The sequence below is a fragment of the Chroococcidiopsis sp. SAG 2025 genome (assembly GCF_032860985.1).
Classification (GTDB): domain Bacteria; phylum Cyanobacteriota; class Cyanobacteriia; order Cyanobacteriales; family Chroococcidiopsidaceae; genus Chroococcidiopsis.
Genome location: NZ_JAOCNC010000001.1, coordinates 3,396,848 through 3,423,102, shown reverse-complemented (window position 1 = coordinate 3,423,102; position 26,255 = coordinate 3,396,848). Strand labels below are relative to the sequence as shown.

The 26,255-nt window shown below is 43.8% G+C and carries 21 protein-coding genes and 6 pseudogenes; 16 read left to right on the top strand and 11 right to left on the bottom strand.

What is annotated here, in order from left to right:
- Window positions 1–254 precede the first annotated feature (254 nt).
- The 6 genes and pseudogenes from N4J56_RS16585 to N4J56_RS16555 all read left to right on the top strand — a co-directional run bounded on the left by N4J56_RS16585 (window position 255) and on the right by N4J56_RS16555 (window position 8,589).
- Window positions 255–1,823, top strand: coding sequence for a GMC oxidoreductase (locus N4J56_RS16585; RefSeq protein WP_317107432.1), 1,569 nt, complete (start codon window positions 255–257; stop codon window positions 1,821–1,823).
- Between the two features lie 81 nt (window positions 1,824–1,904).
- A complete protein-coding gene (locus N4J56_RS16580; RefSeq protein WP_317107431.1) occupies window positions 1,905–4,640 on the top strand; it encodes an MGH1-like glycoside hydrolase domain-containing protein in 2,736 nt (911 codons plus the stop codon).
- 43 nt (window positions 4,641–4,683) lie between these two features.
- Entirely contained in the window at window positions 4,684–5,520 is an 837-nt protein-coding gene (locus tag N4J56_RS16575; RefSeq protein ID WP_317107430.1) for an MIP/aquaporin family protein, read from the top strand.
- Window positions 5,517–6,288: pseudogene (locus N4J56_RS41075) on the top strand (glucose 1-dehydrogenase). The gene N4J56_RS16575 and the pseudogene N4J56_RS41075 overlap by 4 nt, the downstream one beginning before the upstream one ends.
- A gap of 141 nt (window positions 6,289–6,429) precedes the next feature.
- Window positions 6,430–7,464 (top strand): SMP-30/gluconolactonase/LRE family protein, encoded by a 1,035-nt coding sequence (locus N4J56_RS16560; RefSeq protein WP_317107427.1) that lies wholly within the window; start codon window positions 6,430–6,432, stop codon window positions 7,462–7,464.
- A gap of 597 nt (window positions 7,465–8,061) precedes the next feature.
- Entirely contained in the window at window positions 8,062–8,589 is a 528-nt protein-coding gene (locus tag N4J56_RS16555) for a transposase family protein (protein WP_410500345.1), read from the top strand.
- A gap of 758 nt (window positions 8,590–9,347) precedes the next feature.
- On the opposite strand, the gene N4J56_RS16550 is transcribed toward N4J56_RS16555, so the two are convergent.
- The 4 genes from N4J56_RS16550 to N4J56_RS41060 form a co-directional block, all read right to left on the bottom strand.
- Window positions 9,348–9,530 (bottom strand): hypothetical protein, encoded by a 183-nt coding sequence (locus N4J56_RS16550; RefSeq protein ID WP_317110740.1) that lies wholly within the window; start codon window positions 9,528–9,530, stop codon window positions 9,348–9,350.
- Between the two features lie 144 nt (window positions 9,531–9,674).
- Window positions 9,675–9,893, bottom strand: coding sequence for a hypothetical protein (locus N4J56_RS41070; protein WP_317107475.1), 219 nt, complete (start codon window positions 9,891–9,893; stop codon window positions 9,675–9,677).
- A 122-nt stretch (window positions 9,894–10,015) separates the two neighbouring features.
- Window positions 10,016–10,249 (bottom strand): helix-turn-helix domain-containing protein, encoded by a 234-nt coding sequence (locus N4J56_RS41065; RefSeq protein ID WP_410500344.1) that lies wholly within the window; start codon window positions 10,247–10,249, stop codon window positions 10,016–10,018.
- 9 nt (window positions 10,250–10,258) lie between these two features.
- Complete coding sequence (locus N4J56_RS41060) at window positions 10,259–10,426, bottom strand: hypothetical protein (protein WP_410500343.1); 168 nt, start codon at window positions 10,424–10,426, stop codon at window positions 10,259–10,261.
- 357 nt (window positions 10,427–10,783) lie between these two features.
- Here N4J56_RS41060 and N4J56_RS16540 point away from each other — a divergent pair, with 357 nt between their 5' ends.
- Window positions 10,784–10,942: a hypothetical protein gene (locus N4J56_RS16540; RefSeq protein WP_317107426.1), complete on the top strand. Its 159-nt coding sequence runs from the start codon at window positions 10,784–10,786 to the stop codon at window positions 10,940–10,942.
- 31 nt (window positions 10,943–10,973) lie between these two features.
- Here the strand turns inward: N4J56_RS16540 and istB are convergent.
- The 3 genes and pseudogenes from istB to N4J56_RS41045 form a co-directional block, all read right to left on the bottom strand.
- A pseudogene (gene istB, locus N4J56_RS41055) lies at window positions 10,974–11,688 on the bottom strand (IS21-like element helper ATPase IstB).
- A 909-nt stretch (window positions 11,689–12,597) separates the two neighbouring features.
- Window positions 12,598–13,005, bottom strand: coding sequence for a hypothetical protein (locus tag N4J56_RS41050; protein ID WP_410500342.1), 408 nt, complete (start codon window positions 13,003–13,005; stop codon window positions 12,598–12,600).
- Between the two features lie 2 nt (window positions 13,006–13,007).
- Entirely contained in the window at window positions 13,008–13,217 is a 210-nt protein-coding gene (locus N4J56_RS41045; RefSeq protein WP_410500341.1) for a hypothetical protein, read from the bottom strand.
- Window positions 13,218–13,392: 175 nt separating this feature from the next.
- Here N4J56_RS41045 and N4J56_RS16520 point away from each other — a divergent pair, with 175 nt between their 5' ends.
- Entirely contained in the window at window positions 13,393–13,806 is a 414-nt protein-coding gene (locus tag N4J56_RS16520) for a GNAT family N-acetyltransferase (protein WP_317107422.1), read from the top strand.
- Between the two features lie 490 nt (window positions 13,807–14,296).
- Here N4J56_RS16520 and N4J56_RS16515 read toward each other — a convergent pair.
- Window positions 14,297–15,515, bottom strand: a pseudogene (locus tag N4J56_RS16515) (ISL3 family transposase).
- Window positions 15,516–15,828: 313 nt separating this feature from the next.
- Here N4J56_RS16515 and N4J56_RS16510 point away from each other — a divergent pair.
- From N4J56_RS16510 to N4J56_RS16490, 5 genes and pseudogenes are all read left to right on the top strand, one after another.
- Window positions 15,829–16,092 carry a DUF1816 domain-containing protein gene (locus N4J56_RS16510; protein ID WP_317107421.1) on the top strand — a complete coding sequence of 88 codons (264 nt, stop codon included), beginning with the start codon at window positions 15,829–15,831 and terminating at the stop codon, window positions 16,090–16,092.
- A 65-nt stretch (window positions 16,093–16,157) separates the two neighbouring features.
- Window positions 16,158–17,690, top strand: a complete 1,533-nt coding sequence (gene malQ / locus N4J56_RS16505; protein WP_317107420.1) for a 4-alpha-glucanotransferase — start codon at window positions 16,158–16,160, stop codon at window positions 17,688–17,690.
- A 388-nt stretch (window positions 17,691–18,078) separates the two neighbouring features.
- Entirely contained in the window at window positions 18,079–18,762 is a 684-nt protein-coding gene (locus N4J56_RS16500) for a DJ-1/PfpI family protein (RefSeq protein WP_317107419.1), read from the top strand.
- Between the two features lie 38 nt (window positions 18,763–18,800).
- Window positions 18,801–19,055, top strand: a pseudogene (locus N4J56_RS16495) (type 1 glutamine amidotransferase domain-containing protein); the annotation flags it as partial.
- A gap of 53 nt (window positions 19,056–19,108) precedes the next feature.
- Window positions 19,109–20,350 carry an IS701 family transposase gene (locus N4J56_RS16490; RefSeq protein ID WP_317107417.1) on the top strand — a complete coding sequence of 414 codons (1,242 nt, stop codon included), beginning with the start codon at window positions 19,109–19,111 and terminating at the stop codon, window positions 20,348–20,350.
- A gap of 194 nt (window positions 20,351–20,544) precedes the next feature.
- On the opposite strand, the gene N4J56_RS16485 is transcribed toward N4J56_RS16490, so the two are convergent.
- Together N4J56_RS16485 and N4J56_RS16480 are read right to left on the bottom strand one after the other, a co-directional pair.
- A protein-coding gene (locus N4J56_RS16485) for an IS1 family transposase (RefSeq protein WP_317107416.1) occupies window positions 20,545–21,200 on the bottom strand; the annotation gives its coding sequence in 2 pieces (ribosomal slippage) (window positions 20,545–20,912 and window positions 20,912–21,200; 657 coding nt in all).
- Between the two features lie 209 nt (window positions 21,201–21,409).
- A pseudogene (locus N4J56_RS16480) lies at window positions 21,410–22,429 on the bottom strand (IS701 family transposase); the annotation flags it as partial.
- A gap of 95 nt (window positions 22,430–22,524) precedes the next feature.
- Here N4J56_RS16480 and N4J56_RS16475 point away from each other — a divergent pair.
- Window positions 22,525–23,586, top strand: coding sequence for an IS4 family transposase (locus N4J56_RS16475; RefSeq protein ID WP_317107380.1), 1,062 nt, complete (start codon window positions 22,525–22,527; stop codon window positions 23,584–23,586).
- On the opposite strand, the gene N4J56_RS41040 is transcribed toward N4J56_RS16475, so the two are convergent.
- Window positions 23,563–23,802, bottom strand: coding sequence for a hypothetical protein (locus N4J56_RS41040; RefSeq protein ID WP_410500340.1), 240 nt, complete (start codon window positions 23,800–23,802; stop codon window positions 23,563–23,565). The genes N4J56_RS16475 and N4J56_RS41040 overlap by 24 nt on opposite strands.
- Window positions 23,803–23,856: 54 nt before the next feature.
- On the opposite strand from N4J56_RS41040, the pseudogene N4J56_RS16465 reads away from it, so the two are divergent.
- Together N4J56_RS16465 and N4J56_RS16460 are read left to right on the top strand one after the other, a co-directional pair.
- Window positions 23,857–24,438: pseudogene (locus N4J56_RS16465) on the top strand (type 1 glutamine amidotransferase domain-containing protein); the annotation flags it as partial.
- A gap of 82 nt (window positions 24,439–24,520) precedes the next feature.
- Window positions 24,521–26,230: a thiamine pyrophosphate-binding protein gene (locus N4J56_RS16460; protein WP_317107414.1), complete on the top strand. Its 1,710-nt coding sequence runs from the start codon at window positions 24,521–24,523 to the stop codon at window positions 26,228–26,230.
- Window positions 26,231–26,255: the final 25 nt, after the last annotated feature.

Genomic DNA, 26,255 nt, shown 5'->3' with positions numbered 1-26,255 from the left:
AAAATTGATAAATATACTTCGGATGAGTTTGGGATTTTCAGTGTGTTTAGGTAAAAAAATACCTCGACAAACAAAAGCAAAGGCTATATATCTTTGAACGAGTTAAAAAATTGATGTTGGTAGTTATAGAAAATACATGGATTGAAAGTCTAGTCAGCGTTGTTACTTTCCTCAAAACAGAAATTGTTAACTTTGAGATCGCTAGCCGCTTTGCTTAGAAATCTTACAACTCGATCGTCATAAATTGAGAAAATATGAAGAATAGGTTTCGCAGCCGTCGTCGCTTTCTGCAAACTACTGCACTTATTTCTGCTGGTGCTGCCCTAAGTCCGCTAGCCAGCATTTATCGCGCGAGCGCCCAAGATCGAAATGTTCCCGATGAAGCCGTAGAAGCTCTAGTCCTTGGTAGCGGTTTTGGCGGAGCGATTACGGCTCTGCGTTTGACACAAGCTGGGATTAGAACATTGATGATAGAGCGAGGAATCCGCTGGCCTATCAGAGATGATGGAAATACTTTTGCTACTTTTCAACAAATAGATGGTCGAGCTGCCTGGTTAAGTAATACGACATGGAATGGAGTTCCCGTCGATCCGTTTACAGGAGTGCTAGACTTTTCTCAAGAAAATGGAATTAATATCTTGCATGGGGCTGGCTTTGGAGGTGGATCGTTAGTTTATAACGCAATTACTTATCAACCCAGGCGCGAAATCTTCAGCGGTATTTTTTCTCCTGATGTTGTGGACTATGATGAATTGGATGCAGTTTATTATCCGCGCGTGCGCTCGATTCTACAACCTGCCATCATTCCTGATGATATTTTGGCAAGTCCTTACTACGATCGCGCTAGGTTATTAATCGAACAAGGAAACAGAGCGGGGTTTCCTACATATCCATATAATCTTGCAGTAGATTGGAATATAATTCGCCAAGAAATAGAAGGAACAAAGACACCTTCTGCAATTATAGGTAATCATTGGTACGGCATTAACAGTGGGGCTAAAAATAGCCTGGATCGCAACTACCTATTTCAGGCAGAGCAAACTGGATTATTAGATGTTTTAACTTTACATCTAGTTACAGATATTACTGAAGTACCTGAATATGGATACAGAGTTTTATGTACTCAAATTGACACATCAGGAGCAGTCGTCGCTCAGAAGTCTTTTACTTGCCGCTATTTATTTTTAGCAGCTGGTTCTATTGGAACTTCCAAGCTTTTAGTTAGGTCTAAAGCAACGGGCTTATTACCAAAATTAAACGATGAAGTTGGTAAACATTGGGGAGGTAATGGAGATGCGATTGTAACTCGTAGCAACTTATCTCCGTCTGTATCTGGTAAGGGAGGACCGGCATGTGTAGTTCTGGAACACCTAGATAACCCCCTTGGTGCAACTGTTCTTGAGGATATTCCAGATGCAAATGCATCTGATGGTACGCTACAGTTACTCGCTTTAGGTATACCTCGACAAACAGGGACATTTACATATAACGCATCTACTGATTCTGTCCGCTTGAACTGGACTCAAGACAATGCTCAATTAGATGCTGTCAAGTTAACTGCTCAAATCCTTGACGAGAAAAATACGACCTCTACCAGTCAGCCTACATCAGAATTTATAAATTCTATCTCTGGGCATCCTCTAGGAGGAGCAACACTAGGAAAAGCCTGCGATCGCTACGGGCGCGTCGCTGGGTATAAACGTCTTTATGTCATGGATGGAGCCATGATTCCTGGCTATACAGCTATCACAAATCCTTCCTTTACTATTGCGGCTTTAGCAGAACGCAATATAGAAACCATCATTGCTGAAGATTTTGTGTAGCCGATTTGCATTCGGTAGTTGCCGTCTAGATTGTCATCGCTAGCCAATGAATATTAGCTCTAGTATTGAGGCAGGAAAGATATGACCCGAGAAGAAGCAAGATTGCAACAAGTTCGCGATCGCACTGCTCACTGGCAACGTTGGGGACCCTATTTGAGCGAACGACAGTGGGGAACCGTGCGGGAAGACTATAGTGCGACTGGGGAAGCCTGGGATTACTTTCCTCACGATCGCGCCCGTTCTCGCGCTTACCGCTGGGGAGAAGATGGAATTGCTGGGATTTCTGACAACCATCAACGCCTTTGTTTTGCGATCGCCCTGTGGAACGGAGAAGATGCAATTCTCAAAGAGAGAATGTTTGGTCTAACGGGAAATCAAGGCAATCATGGGGAAGATGTCAAAGAATATTATTTTTATTTGGATAACACCCCCACGCACTCCTACATGAAATGCCTGTACAAATATCCTCAACAGGCTTTTCCTTACGATCGACTCGTTGAGGAAAATCAACGTCGAAGTCGTCAGGATTTAGAGTATGAACTGCTCGACACGGGCATATTTGCAGGCGATCGCTACTTTGATGTTTTCGTCGAATATGCTAAGGATTCACCGGAAGATATTCTGATTCAAGTCAGTATCGTTAACCGAGGAGCGGAAGCAAAAACGTTACATCTACTGCCTACACTCTGGTTTCGGAATACTTGGTCTTGGAATTCTTCTCAAGAACAACCAATTCTGAAAGTCGTTAAATCCGATTCCAATCTCGGTATTATTGAAGCTATCCATCCAACGCTAGGAAATAGATGGCTGTATTGTGAAGGGGAAACAGAGTTGCTATTTACAAATAATGAAACCAACTTTGAGAAATTATTTGGAACCAGCAATACTTCTCCCTACGTTAAAGATGGAATCAACGATTACATAGTAGAAGATCGAAAAGCAGCAGTCAACCCAAATCAGATTGGCACTAAGAGTGCGGCTCATTACGCATTGTCAATTGGAGCAGGTGAAACCAAAATTGTGCGGCTACGCCTAAGCGATTCGTCGAGTTTAATTCAGCCATTTGAAGCTCAATTTGACAAAATTTTGCAAGCTCGGCTTTCGGAAGCAGATGAATTCTATCATCGAATTTGTCCATTCTCCATTTCAGAAGATGAACGCAACGTCCAACGACAGGCGTTCGCAGGTATGTTATGGAGCAAGCAGTATTATTACTATGTAGTCCATGAGTGGCTGAACGGCGATCCTCAAAATCCGCCACCAGACGAACGACGGCATGGCAGAAACCGTGAGTGGATTCATCTATTTAACGATGACATTCTTTCAATGCCAGATAAGTGGGAATATCCTTGGTTTGCCGCTTGGGATTTGGCTTTTCACGTGATTCCACTGGCGGCGATCGACCCAGACTTTGCTAAGCGTCAATTGAGTCGCTTGACGCGGGAATGGTACATGCACCCTAATGGTCAGTTACCAGCTTATGAATGGGCTTTTAGTGATGTGAATCCACCCGTTCACGCTTGGGCTACCATGCGCGTGTATCAGATTGAACGTAAAATGTACGGTCGTGCTGACACGAATTTTCTAGAGCGGGTGTTTCAAAAATTACTACTGAATTTTACTTGGTGGGTGAATCGGAAAGATGCTGAAGGCAATAACGTCTTTCAAGGTGGCTTCTTAGGATTAGATAATATTGGTGTCTTTGACAGAAGCGCCGAACTACCTACGGGTGGACGTATTAATCAAGCAGATGGCACGAGCTGGATGGGGATGTATTGCCTGAACATGCTGGCGATCGCTCTGGAACTAGCAAAAGTAGACTCTACCTATGAAGATATTGCCAGCAAATTTTTTGAACATTTTCTCTACATTGCTGATGCAATAGATGGCATTGGTAAAACGGAAATATCCCTTTGGGATGAAGTTGATGGATTTTATTATGATGCATTGCACCTGCCTAATGGCGATCGGTTGCCCTTAAAGGTACGTTCGATGGTAGGACTCATTCCACTATTTGCCGTTCAAACTTTGGAACCAGAAATGTTGCAGCGCCTCCCCGGTTTCAAACGACGGATGGAATGGTTTATTAGAAATCGCCCAGATCTACGACAAAATGTTGCTTGCATGGAATCACCCGGAGTAGGGGCAAGAAGACTGTTGGCGATCGCCTATCGTGAAAAACTCCAGCGCATTCTCAACAGAATTTTGGATGAAAGCGAATTTTTAAGCCCCTACGGCATTCGTGCAGTTTCCAAATTTCATGAGTCTCATCCCTACGTCTTTGAAACCAATGGATATCAGTATCGCGTGGACTACGAGCCAGCAGAATCTAGCACTAGTATGTTTGGCGGAAATTCTAACTGGCGCGGTCCGGTTTGGTTTCCCGTCAACTACTTAATTATTGAGTCGCTCCAAAAGTTCCATCACTACTTTGGAGATGACTTTAGAGTAGAGTGTCCTACTGGCTCTGGTCGCATGATGACACTTTGGGAAGTTGCATTTGAATTGTCCCAAAGACTAGTCCGAATTTTTCTGGAAGATTCGTCTCACAAACGACCCGTCTACGGCGGTATCGAGAAGTTCCAAACCGATCCTCACTGGCACGACCTAATTTTGTTTCGTGAATACTTTCATGGCGATATCGGTGCGGGAATTGGTGCTAGTCATCAAACTGGCTGGACGGGATTAGTCGCCAAACTGATTCAACAGTGTGGAGAATATCGCGATCGCCACACCCCACACCCCACAACGCCAGTTGCTCATGGGGAAACCCCCAAGACCGCACTGGCTCCCCCACACCCCACACCCTGTTCGTGACAGCATTGCCCAATCTATAACTTAATGAGTTGAGGAACCTGAGATGAAACGTAGGATTGCCAGTAGCAGACCCAGTGCTATCCCTGCTTACGTCGCAGAATTGGTAGGCACAATCTTAATGATCTTCAACGGTCTGTCTTGGGTTTGCTGGAATTTTAGCCCAGAATCTCCAATCGTTAAGTTAATCCCCAACCCTAACGTGCGCTTATGTCTCACAGCTTTATGTTTTGCTGGGGGAGGAACGGCGATCGCTTACTCGCCATTGGGCAAACGTTCTGGCGGACATCTCAATCCCTCAGTCACTTTGGGCTTCTGGCTGATGAAAAAAATCTCTACCCGCGATGCTTTAGCATACGCCTTCATGCAGGTTATTGGCGCTTTGATTGGTACTGCCTTAGTACTCATACTGTGGTCTGACTTTGCTCGCAGCGTTCATCTGGGTGCGACTCTGTTGGGGAAAGGAATATCACCAGTCATGGGTTTTGGAATTGAGGTTGGCATTACATTTTTACTGATGTTGACAATTTTAATCTCAGTCAACTCGTCTATTATGCCCTGGACTGGTGCGATCGCCGGGGCGCTAGTTGCTTTTCTGGTATCTACCGAATCGCCACTGACTGGCACTAGTCTGAATCCAGCCCGCTCTTTTGCTCCAGCTGCCCTGATTTCGATTTGGCAGGATCAATGGATTTACTGGATTGCTCCACCTCTTGGGGCTGCTTTAGCTGCACTTCTGTACCGACAGGGGATTATTGGTACTGGAAAATCTTACTGTAGCAAGCTTTTTCACGCATCAGAAATTCCCTGTCACCATGCCAACTGCGGTTATTGCAGCCCCACTAAAGTTGATGTTTTTCGGACAACTAGGAGAAAGTTATGAAACTTGAAGGTAAAGTTGCACTTGTGACTGGTAGCAGTCAGGGGATTGGCAGCGCGATCGCCGTCCGCCTTGCCAAGGAAGGAGCAAATGTTGTCATTGACTATCGCTCTCATCCAGAAGGCGCAGAAGCTACGTTGAAACAAGTAGAAGCAACTGGACGCAAAGGTTATATCATTCAGGCAGACTTGGGAGTAGTTAGTGATGTTCGCAGGCTAGTCGCTGAAAGCATTCAATATTTTGGTCAACTGGATATTTTGGTGAATAATGCTGGAGTTGATGGTAAGAACGCTGATTTCTGGGACATTACCGAAGCTAATTATGATGCAGTGCTAGAATGTTAACTTGAAAGGTGCATTCTTCGCTACACAGGCGATCGTGCAACATTTGATTGAAACTAAACGCAAAGGCAAAATTATCAATATTAGTTCCGTGCATGAAGAACTGCCTTTTCCGCATTTCACGCCGTACTGTGCCAGTAAGGGTGGGTTGAAGATGATCGCGCGAAATTTGGCAGTCGAACTAGGTTCGCTGGGAATTACAATTAACAATGTAGCCCCTGGAGCAATTGAGACTCCAATCAATACTAATCTCTTAAATGACCCTCAAAAGCTGGGAGCGTTGTTACAAAACATTCCTTTAGGGCGTTTGGGTAAACCAGAAGATATTGCACCTGTGGTTGCTTTTCTAGCTTCATCTGATGCTGACTACATTACTGGTTCCACCTTTTTTGTTGACGGTGGGCTGCTGTGGAACTATCACGAACAGTAAATCGCTATGTATTCGATCGCCAAAAGAGGCGATCGTGTTCTTACCCTCGCTCTCATCGCATTTAGATGGAGCATAACGGAATTTGTAGAGCGGAGCGAGGTTTATGACACAAACAGGTACATCTTACATAGGTTTTTTACTATGCGGAAAATAATTGCACTTTTGTTTAGCTCTACAGTGTTGGTTTCTTGTAGTCATACCAAGCTAGACACTCCATCTACTGTGTCCGAGCAGGTGAAACTTGTTTCCGATCGAGCTGTAGTAACTACCTCACAAGAAACATTACCAGCAGCGCATACTATCTCACCAGAAAAAGTCCTGCAAAGTGACAAATATAGTGAGGGAATTGTTTTCGATCGTCAAGGCAATCTCTATTTTTCCCAAACTAAAGCAGGAACGATTACGGTTGTATCGCCCGATGGCTCCAGTCGAATTTGGGCTAAGGTTCAAGGAGCTAACGGACACAAAATTCTGCCCGATGGCTCTCATATTATTGCTGCCAAAAATTCGGTGCTACAGTTGGATGCTAATGGCAATCCCGTAAAAATAATTGCCGATCGGTTTAACGGCAAACCATTAGTATATCCCAATGACATCACTGTCGATCCGCAAGGAGGTTTTTATTTCACTGACTCTGGCGACTCAAATCCTCAAAATCCCAATGGTGCAGTCTACTATGTCGATGCCACAGGTAAACTCAACCAGGTAACTAGTGGACTTGCCTTTGCAAATGGAATTGTCCTCACCCCAGATCGTCAGCGTCTTTTTGTCAGTGAAAGTAATAAAAATTTAGTAGCTGTCTACAATGTGCTAGCGCCGGGAAAGCTAGAGAAGAAAAAAGTATTTGCTTTACCTGTCAAACAAGCAGGAGAAATCGATAATAAGCCTGATGGTTTATGCTTGGATGCTGCGGGAAATCTCTATATAGCTCACTATGGTACGCGCCATGTAGAAGTACTGAACTCAAACGGTCAGTTAATTCGTCGATATGCAAGTGGGAATCTAACTACTAGTAATTGTGCTTTTGGTGGAGCGAATTTAACAAGTCTTTTTGTTACTGGTGGTGTTGAAACAGAAGCAGGTCAAGGAGGTATTTTTCGTCTAGATCTAGGCGTGCAGGGATTGGATATTCGTCCTCGTCAACCAGCAATTAACGTAAATCAGAAAAATAACTGAAGGACTAAATTATAAAAATAAGTTTTCAGTTAGACTTTCTAATCAAAAATCTTCGATCGCACTATTTAAATACCCTTTGCGATCGAGCATGAATAAATAGTGGCTTTTCTAGCTAAACTATTCATTTCTTTAGCTGCGGACTAGTTAAAGTGGATGCTGATGAGAAATTAAGTTTTCAGCTAGACTCGTATAGTTATGGTGTTAGCACTCAGAGTCTGAAGGATATCGGTGTCTAAAATGTCAGATTAGTGACTAATGTTACTTATCTCAGATCTTGCCCAGGAAATGTGAATGACTATTAAACATCTTCAAAATAGTATATTTTGTGGTAAAAGAACATCATGATAAGTTTTTCTACACGCAAATATGAGTAACATACTGAGTTACATTAAAGCGAATCCTCAAGAAACACAGAGATTAATGGGTTTACACTATGAGCGGTTACAGCAATTAATCGAAAAAACTAAAAGATTACACAATGAAAAACAAGCTTCCTGAGAATCTAAGAAAGTTAGAATTATTGCTGGTAGAGGGGGTCGAAAACCAAAGCTATCTATCCAAAAACAAATAATTTTAACCTTGGTTTATCTGAGGCACATGACCACGTTTCAGCTTCTTGGTATCCAGTTGAATGTAAGTGAATCGACAGCGAATGACACATTTAATTATTGGTTACCACTACTAGAAGAATTGTTACCATCTAGTCTACTTGAACAAGTAAAAAAAGAATCTGACTCTGAAATGGTTAAAGAACTACTCACAGAACAGGAATTAATAGTAGATAGCTATGAACAAGTCGGAGAAAGACCTGGAGATAATAAAGAACAAAAAAAGTATTATTCTGGTAAGAGTAGTAATCATACATTTAAAACTCAAATGATTATCTTACTATCTGGCAGAAATATTGTTGATGTTGTGGCTGGACTCCCAGGGACAAAAAGCGATATAACTTTGTTCCGAGAAAACCGCGAACGCTTCGCTCCAACACAAAAATTCAAGGGATATTTAGGATATTTAGGAGAAGTGTTAATTGACACTCCGATTAAAACACCGAGAAATAGCAAGTTAACAACCAGCCAGAAACAAGAAAACCAAGAGTTTTCTTCCAAACGAGTATTTGTGTAACATCGAATCCCTTCAGTCAAAATAGGCGCGAGTTGCTCAAGAAAGATTTCGACTCAATCCTCAAAAATATGAACGAGTAATTCTGACAATTTGTGGGTTAGTTAGGTTCCGAATTGGAGCACTAATATTGCCTACGTAGAAAAGTGTAGGCTATTCAAAAAAATCATTTATTTTTACATATTTTTCTTCTAGTTTTTAACTAAAACTATTTCAAATTCCGATTTGATCGTGAAAACTAGCTAATTTTTGAGTTGAGGAACGCAGGCTATAAGCCAATCATATCAACGTGTTGAATGTTTTCGGAGATATCTATTGTAAAACTGGTCAAGTCCAAAGATCTTTTTGCCACTTTTAGCAATAAACGAGCAATCCATGACTGCAATCATCTGATGGCTTGGGGGTATCGCTGCCTTCATCACTTCAGCATTAAACTTACCAAAATCAAACAGTTTATTAAATTGTCGTCGATACGTTTTCTCACTCAATGAGCTATAACGACTCAGAGAGCGTGAAATTCACCTTGCCACACACAACAATCAGCATCGTGGCAAACAGCATTGTCAAAACTTTGATTTGCGGTTTGCGAAAATGCCCACTTTTTCCAGTAGGCTTTGTGTAATTTCCATACCGAAGATCGAACTCGTGCTTGTTTGTTCTAAAAGGCACTCTATCGGTTCGATGGCTTTTCTGTCTACTGCCAAGCGCCAAAAATTGTCCGAAGTCTTGTATTGATATTACTTTAGTATTTGCATAGAGAACTAAATTATCTGTAAGTAGCTAGGCAGATTTAAACATAAAACGTTCCAGTGTCCATCCCCTTGTTGACTTCGATTCTCCATGCCCTCAATCATGGCATTCGCTAAATCATACTCGTTATCAAAAATCCTTCCGGCTATTTCATGGGTTTTGAGTTGATGCCACTGCGCTTCAATCAGATTCATATGTGAACTGTATTGGGGAGAAAAAAGAGATATAGCCCTTTCGACTGCCACTGCTGCCAGCTCTCACGGGCAAGATGACTGGTATGAGCCGAACCATTATCTTGCACCACGACTGTGAGCCGTCCGGTTTGTAGCAATGTCTGCTCACTCTTTTGGGCAAGGAGCGTTCATCACTTTAACATAGCGTTCCTTGTGGAAACTGCCTTGTACCAGAGCATAGTCAAACGACTGCTCTGGTTGCCATATCCCTAGAATACTAATGCGGTCTCCATAGGATTTGACCTGCTCTTCGGTGTTTCTGCTCTCCAATGCGAGAGTAACTATAACTGACTGGACTTTCCAGACAACATCCCGATTCGTCAAGATACTTCAGGTCAATGTACCCTTCACAGGCAGCTAGTTGGAGTGTGTCTAAGTCGGCTTGCTTGAGTGCTTTGTACTCAGGATCTTGTCTGCCCCGTTGCGAGTGTCGAGTCCGCTTCCAACTAAAGCCCTTTTTTTAGAATGCGGCGAATCCGGTCAGCACTTAGGTTTACCTGTCGTTCTTGCTCTAGCTTCTGGGCTAGCTGTTGACTATTATAGGTTCTGGCTTCTTGCTCTAGGCATTGTTCTAGGTAGGCCATGTCTGCTTCTTGCCATTTGGCTTTAGCTCCTCGTCCACTAGCATCCCATAATCCACCTAACCCTTGCTGCTGCCAACGGCGGATGGTTTCGCGCACTGTCTGCTCTTAGCACTCAAAAATTTCGGCAATCGCTGGCACTACCCATCCTTGAGCATTGAGTCGAAGCATTTGTGCTCGATCTCGGGTACGTTGAGCAACGGTTTTGGCAACCCGAAGTTCACTCAACGTCCGGTCTTCTGACTCTGTCAAAACGATACGTAAAGGAGCAGGCATGAGTGGTCAAAATCAGCAAGTTTTTGGCTTTTCTCTATCTTACGTTTAATTATGCCCTACTACTTATGTATTTACTGTGGCTCTAACAACAGTTGAGAGTTTGAGGTGTTGTACTGAGTTGTTTGTGCTTCATGATGTTCTGTTAATGCTCTGTAACTTCATTCTTAGGCTTGACATTTAAGATAATCGCTTTTCTCTTATGTTTTGAGCACTTTGTGCAAACCCAAGCATTTTCTTAAATTAGCGCTTTCGCTGTTGATATCTTATCGGGGAATATGTTGCCATGACGTTCTGCCCCCTGACTATCTAACTATGCCAAGGGCTAAAATGGCTTTAATTTCACTCTGCTAAAGAGTTATGGATATTTTGCTGGAAACCGAGCGATTAATTCTACGGCATCTGACTGATACTGATGCAGAAGCTGTACATGCGATTAAGCTAGAAACAGTTGAGCCAAATCATCTGTTAACACTTGACGACATTCGTCATCGCTGGTTGCCGAATATCCTAGTATGAAATGTCAACTATCTTGACGAATGCGCGACAATTATTTTGGTTGCTTTTGGTCAGTAGAAGAAGAGCGTTGTAGAGCCGCTTGTTGACGAAAACTGGGTGCAAGGATTTCGAGAATGACAGCATGATGTACCAAGCGATCTACAGCAACGGTCATAGTAGAGTCGGTAAAAATTTCATCCCAAGCACTGAAAGGGTGATTGGCAGTAATCATCAAGCTTTTGAGTTCGTAGCGGTGAGCAATTAACTCAAACAACACTGATGTTTCCACTTCCGACTTTTGACATAGCTAATGTCATCAAGAATCAGCAGATCGTACTTATCGAGCTTGAGTAAAGCTGATTGCAGTTGTAAGTTGGCTTTCGCCGCTTGTAGCAGTTGCACGGCTGTGGTGGCACCCAGAAACTTGACTCGTGCACCCAGTTCTACCAAACTGCGACCGACAGCAGCAGCTAAGTGAGTTTTCCCGACTCCAGAAGGACCGAACAGCAGCAGATTCTCACCCCGCTTCAACCAAGTTCTGTCCTGAGCCAGTTGCATGATGCTAGGCTGATTTAAGCTGGGGCAATGGCTGAAGTCAAAGTTGGAAAAAGCTTTTCCTGGTGGCAGGTGGGCATCTTTGAGGGCGCGTTGCACTCGCGCTTGTAACGTTGTGTTGCCTCGGATTCGCACAGTGCTAGCAAGAATTGAGCGTGTGACCAGCCCCCAGCCAGAGCCTGACGCTCCAACTCTTGCCAATGGTTGTTCATGTGGGGCAGTTTGAGTGTTTTGAGTAGGAAGCCCAGAGTCTCGATGGCTGTTATTTGGCTGTTGTTGGGGACATGATGCAAGAGAGAGTCGTAAGGGGAAAGGTCGTGTTGCTGTACCGAAAGCGTTGGATGTGCCACACTCACCCAGATGAAACTGCTGTTGCAGTCCCACCAAGCTAAGGGTGCCAGAGCGTAAGTGGTCAGCCAAATACAGTGCGACTGCGTGTTCCTTATCTTGTTTAGCAGCAATGTACAGTGCCTCGGTCATCAATCGTGCCGTCGTGTAGGAATCGAACTGGGTTAACATCTCCTGCCATAATTGGCGGTAGTTGTCGTCAGGCAATAATTCTTGCTGCCAGGTACAGTGTAGAAAAGCACGGGGTTTCAGTCGCAGGCTGTCAATGACGTGACGATAATTGACGCAACGGGAGCGCCGCAACCGACTGCGGCTAGGTACATGAAGGCGTGGCAGTTCTACCACCTGCTGCGTGCCGACAAAACCGACTATCCGGTCATGATGTAGGTGAAGGGTTAATCGTAAGCCAATCAATTGTGACGGCACAGTGTAAGTGATGCAGCGCACGGTCATCGTGCTACGGGTGGTAACTCTGACGCTGAGGATTTCGTAGTCGGGATAACGATAGTTGGGTAATGGATGCAGGTAGGGTTGCTCAAGCTGAAATTTGGCTTGAATGCGCGTATTCAACTTCTCAACTATCCCAGAGATAAACGCTTGATAGGCAGCAACACTATCAAAATCACACGAGCCGCGCAGCAATAGGGCTTGATGCAGCCGTCGTTTGAAATAGCCGTGGGGTGACTCAATCGAACCATTTTCATGGGCTAGTCCGCGATTATTTCGTGAGGGACGCAAATTATAGTGCTGGCATAGCCGTTGATACATTTGCGTCAAATCTTCATCGGTGCGTTTACCCAGGTTACGGTAGGCGGCACTAAGACTATCGCTGCGATGTTCTTGTGGACAACCCCGCTTGCTGCCAAGGCATTCTGCAAACCTTCAGCCAGAGCAACAAAACTCTCGCCACCTTGAATGACTTGCACGTACTGCCATCCACTATAGGCAAGTCGATAATGATACAGTAGATGCTCGAAGGGTTGACCGCCAATCGTGACTTGCACCTGCTTGAGCTTGGTGAAGTCCGACAAGCCCATTACGCCTGGTTGATGCTCTAACTCAAACATCACTGACTGCGCTGGTCCACTGGTCGCTTTCCATTGCTGGACTCGTCGTTGCAGCGTCCGCACGATAGACTGCCCATACTTGCCTGGATACTTCTGCTGCAGGTACTCGAACAACGTTATCGCTTGCAATTGCGGTTGTTTTGTAATAGCGGAACTAGTTCGCTGTCCCATACCTCAGCCAATGGGTCTTTGCGGGTACGCCAGTCATGGGGTCGTCCGCGTTGCGGTTGATGAGCTCCCGCATCAATGCGTCTACCTGTACGCTTCGAAAATCCTCCCTTTGCTGCTGCTGTTTCCTGCGTGCAGCCAGATTCTCTCGCTTTCATGTATATTTGAACCTGTTTGAAATTAATTCGTTTTCCCGACACTAGGCAGTCCATTAATTGGCGTTAATTGACATTGCCTAGTGTCTTTTGTTTTGGCAGCGGTTGCTGAAGATAATTGTCGTCTCGTCAACTTGGTGTAGCAGTCAAGTTAGTTGTCGTCACTCGGTCTATTTAATTGTCGTTCAATATCCTAGCTTATTATCAACAAGGATATGGATTCGGTTACTGGGCTGCCATAGAAAAAGCAACCGACGAATTGATTGGCTGGTTTTATTTTCGCTCTGCCCCAGATCAGCCAACTGATACTGCTATTGGCTATTTTCTAAAACGATCTGCCTGGGGCAAAGGATATGCAACGGAGGGGGCACAGGCACTCATCCGATTTGGCTTCACTGAGTTGGGCGTTCGACGTGTTGTGGCTACTGCACTAGTCAGCAATCAGGCATCCGTTCGAGTGATGGAAAAAGTAGGGCTTCAATTTGAGAAAACAATTACTGCTGATGTTTCACCGGGCGAAGTCGTCCGGTACTGTTTGTCTAGAGAAGACTTTTTGCGAATGGATGCCTTCAACCAGAAATTTCTGGATTAGTAGGTTGGCGATCGCCTTTGATGCCGCGAAAGCCCATCGCTTTCAGTGGGTGCAAAGCGCCATCGCCAACCCTCCCGAACAAATTATCGCATTCTTGTCACTTTCTTTAGTACATAAGTTCTCTTCAACCGGGGTTCTGCGCCATTGCATTTATCGCTGGTCTTTTTGTCTTGACTGCGTAATCTGACTAAGTAAAATAGTTCTTTTTTAACTATATATTACTTAAGCCAGCCGCTTCTCCTGATGTCACACTTTTGCACTCTTTATTTGCTTACTCGTAGTTAATCCTGTAGGTGCAAGATCTGAGTTATGAAATACTGAAAATAAAAACTATAGTTTAAATGTTTTGAAATACGTAACTTGGACTGTAATAACTTATAAGTTAAAAACTCATATTTTGGCGTTTGATATAAAATAACTAAATCACTCTTTGTATAATATTTTTGAAAAACTATATTTTAATATTAAAATAGCGGCTCTTGCGCTTCCACTATGCTAGAGCATCATTAAGATACCAGCAAATGAAACAGCGTAGCTGAAAATTCTCGAAGTTTCTGAAACCATATTCCGAGCGTTTTATCAGATGCGCGTTTATTATTAATTCTCTCGACAACACCATTAGTAGTACCTTGCTCAAAATAACCGACAATCTCACCAAACCATCGAGTAATTGTTCCAACGCTTTTTGGAAAATCTGATGCAGCAGATGCTAGCCAATCTAAAAGTCGTAGAGTACCATCAGCCCAGTTCTGTGAAGTTTCAAATATCTCTCTAAATTCTTCTTTTAATGAATGCATTCATGCCAATAGAGATGAAACTTGTCGGAGGGATTCTAATTTTAACTGTTCCTCTTGAGTCAAGTCTTCTTCGGACTTTATTAAGACATACTTAGTTTGATGTAGAGTTGCTTTTAGTCGAGTTTTTTCTGTTACATCCGACAATGATTCTGCCGCTTTCTTTGTGTTTCTGCGAGCCACGTCAAGCTCTTGGTTGACTAATTTCATCACATGAAATTTGTCTATTGTAATGACTGCATTAGGCAATAATTCTGTGACCAAACCTTTGTAATTACCAGACATATCCAAGCTAACTTCTGTAATCTGCTCAACTACCTGTGTTTCTCATCCCATCAGGACTTCACGTATATCTAATTGCTTACGAGAGCCAACAAAACAAGCTCGGTTTATTTGTATCTAGGTTGACTAAGACAGCGATGTATTGTCCTTGACCTTTTTTTAGGGCTATTTCATCTATGCCTAGTCTTTTTAACTGACTCACATCTATTTTGACTTTTTTTTACTGATATGTTTTACCATTGACCACACTTCTTCATCTGTTAGTTCATGATTCTGGGCAACGCTATGGATACTGCTATTTTTGACTTGCTGGACTATTTCTAACGCTAGGCGATTAGTATAGTTACATCTTCTATCTACAAAATCTAACTCCTCGCTAAATGGTTTTTTACAAGTTTTACATTTAAACTGTCTGCGGTTAACTTTCAATCTAACTTGACGGTTACTGATTGGTAAGTCTCGTACCCAATAACCATGATTCTGATGTAAATTAGAACTCCTCCGGTTGCAGCGTGGACAGGTAGCTTTGTCAGTCCACGCTTCTACTTCTAGCATTAAATCTGTTTCTGTCTGCCGAAAGCTTTCAACTACTATTCCTGGTAAGTTTAGTAATTGAGTTAGTAGAGGCTCCATTTGCAGGGTTTTGTAACGTTGTATACACAAGCATACTACAGCCGATAGAACCAAAATAGCTTGAAGAAATAAACTCAACCCAAAATTATAAATAAAATCTAAAGAAGGCAAACTTATTCCTAAATTTCAATCATTGTAACTATGCTTTTTGGTTGATAATCTTATATTAACTTTTTTACATGGATCTGATTTGAAAGCGCACAAAGCTTACTCTTGCAAGACGCAAACGATTTTATACTCGCAACGTTCTCGTAGAGTAGATCGATCGCGATTTCATGCTGAGAAGATTCTCTCAAGAGCGGTTTTCTAAATCTTGCTCATAAAAGTCCTTGACAAAATTAAACAATTTCTATCAAGCTTATTCTCAAGCTTCCATACTGATTGGTGGGTAAAAATTATTACAATTAAGCCCGTTTGTATTTACTACTTTGGTCTCTTTTCAAGCTCTAAGGAAGCAGAGATAGCTCGCCCAGGCTATGTCGAAGATCTCAAAAGCGAAGCAGCACAAGGAATTAAAATCGAGATTAAACGCTGTCAACCAAGTGACTTGACAGTTTTTAACGAAGAGGAAAATTAAGTCAATCGGTGACAAAAAACAAAGCTATTTGCCACTGAGTAAACATATTCTACTAGAGGTTAATTATGTCCTTCAGCCGAACTAGCGGAGTTTTGTTGCATCCTACTTCCTTGCCTAGTCAGTTTGGCATTGGAGACTTAGGTATAGAGGCTTATCGCTTTATTGACTTTTTAGCGGATAGCGGACAGCAACTATGGCAGATATTACCATTGGGACCTGCGGGAAAAGGTAATTCTCCTTACGCCTCTTATTCAGCAATGGCAGGAAATCCACTGCTTATTAGTCCAGAATTGTTAGAGAAAAAAGGTTTGTTAGAAAAAGCTCACTTGGCTCACTTGCCTGAGTTTAATGCTGAAACAGTAGATTTTGAGCAAGCGATCTCAACAAAAATACCGATGCTGCGAAAAGCTGGCTCAAACTTTGAAGCAAATGCTACATCGTTTGAAAAACAGGAGTTTTTAGAATTTTGCGCTCGCAATGCTTACTGGCTGGATGACTACGCTCTATTTATGGCGCTCAAAGATGCTCATCAAGGTGCTAGTTGGAATCATTGGGAGCCAGCGATCGCTCAAAGACAGCCAGATGCGATCGAACAGTCGCAGCAACGGTTAAGTCAGGATACTTTTTACTACAAGTATCTCCAATTTGAATTTTTCCAACAATGGTCAGAACTAAAACGTTATGCCAACCAAAGAAGCATCCAGATTATAGGAGATATTGCCATTTACGTGGCACATGATAGTGCAGATGTCTGGGCGCATCCCGAAAATTTTTGCCTAGAGCGAGAGACAGGTGAACCAGCACTGATGGCAGGGACACCACCAGATTATTTTAGTGCTACCGGACAACTGTGGGGGAACCCTGTCTATAACTGGGAAAATTTACAACGGGAGAACTTCGAGTGGTGGCTGCAACGCTTCAGATTCATCCTTAACTATGTAGACTTAATCCGCATTGACCACTTCCGAGGCTTCGAGGCTTTCTGGGCAGTAAAACAGGGCGAAACCACTGCTATGAATGGAGAGTGGATTGAAGCCCCTGGAGAAGCTTTCTTCAAGGCACTTAACGACAAGCTAGGTCACTTACCGATTATTGCTGAGGATTTGGGAACGATTACACCCGAGGTAGAAGCGTTGCGCGATCGCTTTGGACTTCCTGGGATGAAAATTTTGCAATTTGCCTTTGGCGACGGCACGCAAATAGAAAAACGCTTTTTACCGTTTAGTTATTCACACAATTGTGTAGTTTACACGGGTACTCACGACAATGACACGACTGTAGGCTGGTTTAACCAGTTGTCAGAACAAGCACGAGCAGCCGTCCGGCTTTATTTAGGTTGTACGAGTTCGGAGGAAATTCATTGGAATTTGATTCGCTTGGCGCAAAGCTCTGTTGCAGATCGGGCAATTACTCCCCTTCAAGATATTTTGGGATTGGGTACGAATTCTCGCATGAATTTTCCTGGTAAAGCAGTAGGAAACTGGGGTTGGCGATATCAACGTTCTAATTTAACGCCTCAGCTGAGCGATCGCCTCAAAAAGATCGCTGAAACTTACGGTCGAACCCCTATTCTTCAAGTTTCTGACTACAAACAATGACACCTCACAAGTTTCCCATCATCGCTACTTTAATACTTTTTGTGCTAGCCGGATTATTAGCATATTTCGCCCCTCTTCCCAATAGAAATGCTTCTAAGGGCATTGTGTTTGGCAGGCATTAATTAAATACGGCTACATTTAGACTTAAAAAAAAGTAGCTGGGTTTCTGAAAATTTGTCTTTATTGAAAGTACATTTTTCACAAAAAATGAAATTTTCTGTAAAAATTCAGTACAAACCAAAGTCAAAAAAATATGAACTTGCTACAAAAATTCAACCATTTTCTCTTAACTTTGTACGCGATAGAATGAAATTCAACTACTAAACACTTGCTCTCACTACAATTATCCAGTCAATAAATAAGCACAAAACAAGGACATCTAACTAACATGATACCCAGATCCCTTGGAGGTAAGAAAATCGCCGTTCTTCTCGAAAGTGAATTCATTCCTGAAGAAATTGAAGCTTATCAGCAGCGCTTTTCGGAACTAAAAGCAACGGTGCATTTAATGTCTAGGCTTTGGGGTCAACCGAGCGTCCGCTTCTTCAGCGATGAAGATACAGGTGCTACACCTCGAACTATAGAAGTGGATATCGATTTTCAAAATGTAGATCTTAACGACTATGCAGCTGTGATCATGTCTGCCAATTACACCAGCGTGCGTCTGCGTTTCTTCCAACCACCTGAGGGTCAACCAATCGGTGGCGAACAAGTTCGCACTTCGCCAGCTGTGCAATTTTATGCTAAAGCTATGGCGAATCCTAAGATTGTCAAAGGGGCGCTCTGTCACGGATTGTGGATATTAACACCAATGCCAGAGTTACTTAGAGAACGACGAGTTATCTGTCATGAAGTTGTGCTTGCAGACATCATGAATGCTGGTGCAATTTACGAACCCTCACCCACAGGAGTAGTTGTAGATGACGATCTAGTGACTGGTCGATCGCGACACGAAGTATATCCATTTATAGACGCTATTACCGAACGAATCCAACAAATTTCCTCAGCGACAAATCTCTTCTCAACCAAAAAGACTGCTACTCCCCTTGCAAGAGCAAGAGCTGCTAGTTGATCGTTTCAAAAACCATTTCACACGCAGGAGATAATTCTATGAGAAAAATACTGACAATTCTGTCAGAGTACGGCTACTGGGGTGAGGAACTAGTAGGTCCTCTGGAAACCTTTGATGCAGCAGGATACCAAGTAGACTTTGCAACTCCGACTGGTAAAAGACCAGTGGCGCTGCCTCCCAGCTTAGATCCTACTTTCGTTGACCCTCCTTTAGGTCGGACAGTCGTATCTGAGGAGATGGCGGAGAAAGTCAAGCGATTAGAAGATCCAAAGAATCCTCGACTAGATAATCCGTATTACAGTTGTAGATAAGCTAAACTAGATTTGTAAGGAAATACAGTTTAGCAATGCTTGATACATCCAACGTGTTTTTAACAGGTGTTGTATTAGAAGCGCTCTCCCAATGGAGCAGTAGATTGAAAGCGTTTCAGCAAAAACTGGGAAAGCACTTCGCTCGTTCTGAAGCACGTCTTGCAGCGTATGACTATATCCAGGCACTACTAAGCCCAGTTGAGCGGAAGAATGGATGGCAAATGGCAGAACAGGTAGGGTATAGCAATCCCTATCGCTTCCAACATTTACTAGGACGGGCGCAGTGGAACGCGGACGCAGTGTGTGCAGAAATTAGAAAGTATGCAGTGGAGCATTTGAAGAGTGAAACAGATATTTTGGCAATTGATGAAACAGGTTTTCTGAAGCAAGGAGAGCAGTCAGTAGGCGTACAGGTGCAGTATTATGGCACAACTGGACATTTGGAGAATTGCCAGGTAGGTGTGTTCATGTCCTACATTAGCGACAAAGGACATACGTTGATCGATCGCCGTTTGTATCTACCGCGCACATGGAGTGAAGATCAAAGCAAACGTAAGAAGGGAGCAGTTCCAAAATCAATCACATTTGCGACTAAACCTCAACTAGCACAACAGATGTTGGAATCAGCTTTTAAAGACGGAATACGTCCCGCCTGGTTTGTTGCTGATGAGGTTTATGGCAACGATGGTTCATTGTGGTGGTGGCTGGAAAAGACTGCTAAACAACCGTATATACTCACGGTCAGCAAGAAGCAGCCTGTAGTTATTGGCTGGCAACGTTATCAAGCCCAAGAACTGTTACCTCAGCCGGACAGCCAGCTGTGGCAACGTCTTAGCTGTGGAGCTGGCAGTAAGGGAGAAAGATACTATGACTGGGCGAAAGTGCCAGTTAATTGTGACAGATCAGATGGTTTTCAACGTTGGTTATTGTTCCGCCGCTCTCTAGAACACCCTGAAGATCCTCGCGTCAGCTACTATCAAGTATTTGCTAAGAGCGATACTACCCTAGAAACGATGGTTCAAATCGCCGGGCAAAGGTGGCGGATTGAGGAGTGCTTTAAATTTGCTAAAGACCAGCTAGGTTTAGGAGAGTACGAAGTTCGTTCCTGGCATGGTTGGCATCGACACATCACCCTCGTCCTGGCTGCTCAAATATTTCTCACCGTCTTACGACACTCTTGTGAGCCTGCTATTCACTCCTCTACCCCCCCTTTACCTCTAGTAACAACTGGCAGTCTAACTGCGTTCAAAGCGGCACGAGGTTTATTGTCCGACTAAGTATCTGGGAGATGAAGCGGTGGGTATCTCGATTCTTGTTTCCCACATTCTGGTGTCTTGAACACGTTTTGCGTTGGTCTTATTGGCGCAGATCTCATCAAGCTACTGCTCGTTACTACCATTACCAAAAGCGAATTCATTCTTCTATTTATCTACAATTGTAATAATTCGGCGTTGCTGAATAGAGATATGAACTATTGAGGAACTGGAACATTCCAGAATTTGAGATAGTGCAGTAACAATCGAATTGAATATTTCAGCATTTCTTCTGATTTGGAGTAGCACAGTGTCTTTCGATGCAGCCGAGCCAGATAGTGCCTCAGTCTTGTATTTTCGGACTCAACTCTGGTCATATAAGTCTTACTGACAATTTGATCGCCGTCTGGAATAAAACCTGGATAAACACTCCAACCATCCGTAACATAAAAGTAGCACCGCCATTGGGCAACGATCGCCCATAGCGGGGCAAAGGTTTCAGCACTATGGTCGCCCAACGCCCAACCTAAAATCCCTGAAGTGAAGTGATCTACTGCTGTCCACAGCCAGATTTTGTTTTTTTTGCACCGACGAAGGTTTCTGGGGCATCAGCATCAGGCAGATTGTTACCTACTTGCTTGAGCCAGTGAATGATTGTCGTATGATGAACACCTTTAACTCGTTCAATTCCTCGAAAACCGATGCCATTCACATACATTTTCAAGCATTCCCGTTTGACTTCATCGCTGTAACCTCTGCATGTTTCATAGTGTTCAATGAATTGTCGCCCACAATCAACACAAATGTGGTTCTGTTTACCTCGCTTGATGCCATTCTTCCGAATATGAGTTGATTGGCACTCTGGACATTGCATCGCAACTTACCTCAATTCATACCTCTATTATGCAATGCCTCAATATTACAGTTGTAGATAAATAGAAGAATGAATTCGCTTTTGGTAATGGTAGTAACGAGCAGTAGCTTGATGAGATCTGCGCCAATAAGACCAACGCAAAACGTGTTCAAGACACCAGAATGTGGGAAACAAGAATCGAGATACCCACCGCTTCATCTCCCAGATACTTAGTCGGACAATAAACCTCGTGCCGCTTTGAACGCAGTTAGACTGCCAGTTGTTACTAGAGGTAAAGGGGGGGTAGAGGAGTGAATAGCAGGCTCACAAGAGTGTCGTAAGACGGTGAGAAATATTTGAGCAGCCAGGACGAGGGTGATGTGTCGATGCCAACCATGCCAGGAACGAACTTCGTACTCTCCTAAACCTAGCTGGTCTTTAGCAAATTTAAAGCACTCCTCAATCCGCCACCTTTGCCCGGCGATTTGAACCATCGTTTCTAGGGTAGTATCGCTCTTAGCAAATACTTGATAGTAGCTGACGCGAGGATCTTCAGGGTGTTCTAGAGAGCGGCGGAACAATAACCAACGTTGAAAACCATCTGATCTGTCACAATTAACTGGCACTTTCGCCCAGTCATAGTATCTTTCTCCCTTACTGCCAGCTCCACAGCTAAGACGTTGCCACAGCTGGCTGTCCGGCTGAGGTAACAGTTCTTGGGCTTGATAACGTTGCCAGCCAATAACTACAGGCTGCTTCTTGCTGACCGTGAGTATATACGGTTGTTTAGCAGTCTTTTCCAGCCACCACCACAATGAACCATCGTTGCCATAAACCTCATCAGCAACAAACCAGGCGGGACGTATTCCGTCTTTAAAAGCTGATTCCAACATCTGTTGTGCTAGTTGAGGTTTAGTCGCAAATGTGATTGATTTTGGAACTGCTCCCTTCTTACGTTTGCTTTGATCTTCACTCCATGTGCGCGGTAGATACAAACGGCGATCGATCAACGTATGTCCTTTGTCGCTAATGTAGGACATGAACACACCTACCTGGCAATTCTCCAAATGTCCAGTTGTGCCATAATACTGCACCTGTACGCCTACTGACTGCTCTCCTTGCTTCAGAAAACCTGTTTCATCAATTGCCAAAATATCTGTTTCACTCTTCAAATGCTCCACTGCATACTTTCTAATTTCTGCACACACTGCGTCCGCGTTCCACTGCGCCCGTCCTAGTAAATGTTGGAAGCGATAGGGATTGCTCTAAGTACAGGACAAAAGCTTGCAAATGAAGAAAGAAAAAGGGTTTCATGAGAATTACCACATTCAGAACATAAAACCCTATGAATCAGGTTACTTTACTTCGAGATGCCTTGCGCCCTCATTTAGCTTGGCATGGTGCGCGACTAAGCTTTGTGGCAGCATTTCTCATAGCGCTGTTGCGAGTCAAAACTGTCAACTTCAGTGAATTGGCAACCGGATTCAGCGGCAAGACTCAAACCGATTCTCATTACAAACGACTCCAACGATTTTTCCGTCACTATGAAATGGACTACGCCGAAATTGCTCAAGCTGTTGTTACCCTAATGAATATTCCAGAACCCTGGGTACTTTCAATCGACCGTACCGAATGGCAGTTTGGAGAGTGTGTTTTCAATATCCTGATGCTGGGAGTTGTGCATGAGGGAGTTGCGTTTCCTGTGGTGTGGTGTTTACTGGACAAACGGGGGAATTCCAATAGCGATGAGCGGATGAAGTTGTTCAACCAATTTCTAGAGCGCTTTGGTGAGCGTGAAATTACTTGCCTGACCGCAGATCGAGAATTCGTTGGCAAGGATTGGTTTAGCTACCTACTTAGCGATCCGCTCACCCCGTTTCGTATCCGCATTCGCGAAAATCATAAACTTAGACATGGCTGTCAGAGTCTCAAAGTCAATGTCTTGTTTCAGAATCTACAGGTAGGACAGCACAAAGTTCTACGCCACAAAAGACAACTCTGGGGAGATTGGGTCTACATTGCCGCCTTGCGATTAGAGGATAATTCTTTACTAGTCGTTGCCACTCAAACCGCACCTAAATCAGCTATCTCCGACTACGCTCAACGATGGGGAATTGAAACACTTTTCGGCATTTTCAAAACTCGTGGTTTTTGTTTAGAATCTACCCATCTAACCGATTCTGAGCGTTTGAGTAAGCTGCTGGCACTGCTCTCATTAGCCTTATGTTGGGTCATCTTGACGGGTGAATGGTTACACCAACTCAAACCACTTACTATTAAAAAGCATGGACGCAGAGCTAAGAGCATTTTTCGTTATGGCTTTGACCATCTACGAAACATTGTTCTCAATCTGGAGCAGAAAATGGATGAGTTCTTGGATATTCTACAATTTTTGTCCTGTACTTAGGGGATTGCTATACCCTACCTGTTCTGCCATTTGCCATCCATTCTTCCGCTCAACTGGGCTTAGTAGTGCCTGGATATAGTCATACGCTGCAAGACGTGCTTCAGAACGAGCGAAGTGCTTTCCCAGTTTTTGCTGAAACGCTTTCAATCTACTGCTCCATTGGGAGAGCGCTTCTAATGCAACACCTGTTAAAAACACGTTGGATGTATCAAGCATTGCTAAACTGTATTTCCTTACAAATCTAGTTTAGCTTATCTACAACTGTAATACGATAATCCAATTATCCTTTCAGAATGGTTGCCCGATCGCCCTTATTGGAGTGCTGAAAAATTTCTGCGAGAAATGGAAGCATACAACAACGCGATCGGCGAGGTGCAGCAGGATCTAGTGCAATATGATGCTCTGTTGATCGTAGGTGGTAGCGGTCCAATCGTCGATTTGGTAAACAACCATAGAGTCCATGACCTGATTCTCGGTTTTTACAAGCTGGGTAAACCGATCGCTGCGGAGTGCTATGGCGTAACTTGTCTGGCTTTTGCTCGCGACTTGGTAGAACGCAAGAGTATTATTCGAGGTAAACACGTCACAGGTCACTGTAAAGAGTACGACTACCTAGATGGAACTGGATTTGTTGGTAGCGATCTTAATATGGGTCCACCACCTTATCCTCTAGAGTATATCCTCAGTGATGCGACAGCTCCAGAGGGAGAATATCACGGTAATTTTGGCAGAGAGATTTCTGTCATTGTTGACTATCCATTTATCACGGGACGGTCTACCGCAGATTCTTACACAACTGGTCAGAAGTTAGTAGAAGTCTTAGAGAAAGGGCTAAGACGGTATGGATGGTAAATCTCAACCGAGCGATTTTTGGCTTTGCAATAACTGCGCGATCGCTACCAGCAAATAGATTATGCCCAAGAAAACGAAAATTATGGCTAACAGAAATGGGCGCTTTGCGATTATAGAGCAACTGCTTGCAGATGGCATACAATACATGTTCGGCAACCCTGGCACAGTCGAGCAGGGATTTCTGGACGCTTTAAGTCACTACGAGCCTGAATTCAAATATGTCTTTGCCTTGCAAGAGACGATTGCAGTAGGTATGGCTGATGGCTATGCCCGTGCCACCAAAAAACCAACTGTTGTGCAACTACACAGTGGTGTTGGATTGGGAAATGGAATTGGCATGATGTACCAAGCGATGCGCGGTCATGCGCCACTAGTCGTACTAGCTGGTGAAGCAGGCATCATGTACGATGCAATGGATGCTCAGATGGCAGCTGACCTTGTGAGCATAGCCAAGCCTGTGACTAAATGGGCTACTCGGGTTGTCGATCCTGCTTCTCTTTTGCGGGTCTTGCGTCGGGCAATTAAGATTGCTGGTACGCCGCCAATGGGTCCTGTCTTCGTTAGTTTGCCAATGGATATCCTTGATGCGCCTAATGAAGAAGAAGCGATCCCAACTTCTTTCCCGATCGCGCGAGTCACCCCCGAACCAGAACAGATCGAACGAGCCGCAAGTATACTAGCTACTGCAACCAAACCTTTAATTGTGGTAGGTGACGGCGTGGCTTTTTCAGATGCTCAAGCTGAATTAATCCGCGTTGCCGAACTAATTGGCGCTCAAGTATGGGGAGCAGATTCATCGGAACCAAACATGAGCGCTACCCATCCTCTATTTGGAGGATTGCTCGGGCATATGTTTGGCGAAGTTAGTCGCCGCATCACCTCCCAAGCAGATGCAGTGTTAATTTGCGATACTTACGTTTTCCCTGAAGTCTTTCCTGCACTTTCTGATGCTTTTGCTCCCGATGCAAAAGTGATTCACATTGATTTAAATGGTTATGAGATTGCAAAAAATTTCCCGGTAGATCTCGGGCTGATGAGCGATCCGAAAACTACCCTTGCAGCTCTAGGTACAACCTTAGAATCAATGATGACTCCCGAACAGCAGCAGGAAGCATTTCAAAGATCGATTCGGATAGCTGAAGCTAAAAAGCAGCAATTAACGGCTCAGTTTGAGTCCGATCGAGCTGTCTGCGACTCAGTACCTTTGCATCTCTCGCGTTTTGCGCGAGACTTGGCTCAGCATATACCACCAGATACAGTAATTTTCGATGAAGCAATCACTAACTCTGAAGAACTTTGTCGTTACATTCCCCCTACAACTTTGGGATATTATTTTCAAACGCGGGGTGGTTCCCTTGGTGTTGGTATTCCAGGCGCAATTGGTTTAAAGCTGGCTAATCCAGATAAGACGGTTATTGGTTTCACTGGTGACGGTGGCAGTATGTACACCATTCAGGCATTGTGGACTGCTGCACATCACAACATTGATGCTAAATTTGTCATCTGCAACAATCACAGTTATCAAATACTCAAGCTCAATATTATGCAGTATTGGCGCGAACGAGGAATTGCAGAACACGATTTTCCAACTTCTTTCACCATAGGCAATCCAGACATCCGTTTTGATGAGTTAGCACGGGCTATGGGAGTTCAATCTATACGGGTTGAACAGCCTGACGAGATCGAACCAGCCATCCAGAAAGCATTAGCTTACAATGGACCCTTCCTAATTGACTTAGGACTTACCAATGAGGTTGCAGGCTCAAAAATTGGTGTTAAGTGCGGTCAATAGCAAACCAGTGTTTCTACTAATCATC

Coding starts and splice junctions, on each gene's coding strand:
- N4J56_RS16585 (WP_317107432.1), top strand. CDS start 255: ATGAAGAATAGGTTTCGCAGCCGTCGTCGCTTTCTGCAAACTACTGCA.
- N4J56_RS16580 (WP_317107431.1), top strand. CDS start 1,905: ATGACCCGAGAAGAAGCAAGATTGCAACAAGTTCGCGATCGCACTGCT.
- N4J56_RS16575 (WP_317107430.1), top strand. CDS start 4,684: ATGAAACGTAGGATTGCCAGTAGCAGACCCAGTGCTATCCCTGCTTAC.
- N4J56_RS16560 (WP_317107427.1), top strand. CDS start 6,430: ATGCGGAAAATAATTGCACTTTTGTTTAGCTCTACAGTGTTGGTTTCT.
- N4J56_RS16555 (WP_410500345.1), top strand. CDS start 8,062: ATGACCACGTTTCAGCTTCTTGGTATCCAGTTGAATGTAAGTGAATCG.
- N4J56_RS16550 (WP_317110740.1), bottom strand. CDS start 9,530: ATGAATCTGATTGAAGCGCAGTGGCATCAACTCAAAACCCATGAAATA.
- N4J56_RS41060 (WP_410500343.1), bottom strand. CDS start 10,426: ATGCCTGCTCCTTTACGTATCGTTTTGACAGAGTCAGAAGACCGGACG.
- N4J56_RS16540 (WP_317107426.1), top strand. CDS start 10,784: ATGGATATTTTGCTGGAAACCGAGCGATTAATTCTACGGCATCTGACT.
- N4J56_RS41045 (WP_410500341.1), bottom strand. CDS start 13,217: ATGAAAGCGAGAGAATCTGGCTGCACGCAGGAAACAGCAGCAGCAAAG.
- malQ (WP_317107420.1), top strand. CDS start 16,158: ATGTCCTTCAGCCGAACTAGCGGAGTTTTGTTGCATCCTACTTCCTTG.
- N4J56_RS16500 (WP_317107419.1), top strand. CDS start 18,079: ATGATACCCAGATCCCTTGGAGGTAAGAAAATCGCCGTTCTTCTCGAA.
- N4J56_RS16490 (WP_317107417.1), top strand. CDS start 19,109: ATGCTTGATACATCCAACGTGTTTTTAACAGGTGTTGTATTAGAAGCG.
- N4J56_RS16475 (WP_317107380.1), top strand. CDS start 22,525: ATGAATCAGGTTACTTTACTTCGAGATGCCTTGCGCCCTCATTTAGCT.
- N4J56_RS41040 (WP_410500340.1), bottom strand. CDS start 23,802: ATGCTTGATACATCCAACGTGTTTTTAACAGGTGTTGCATTAGAAGCG.
- N4J56_RS16460 (WP_317107414.1), top strand. CDS start 24,521: ATGGCTAACAGAAATGGGCGCTTTGCGATTATAGAGCAACTGCTTGCA.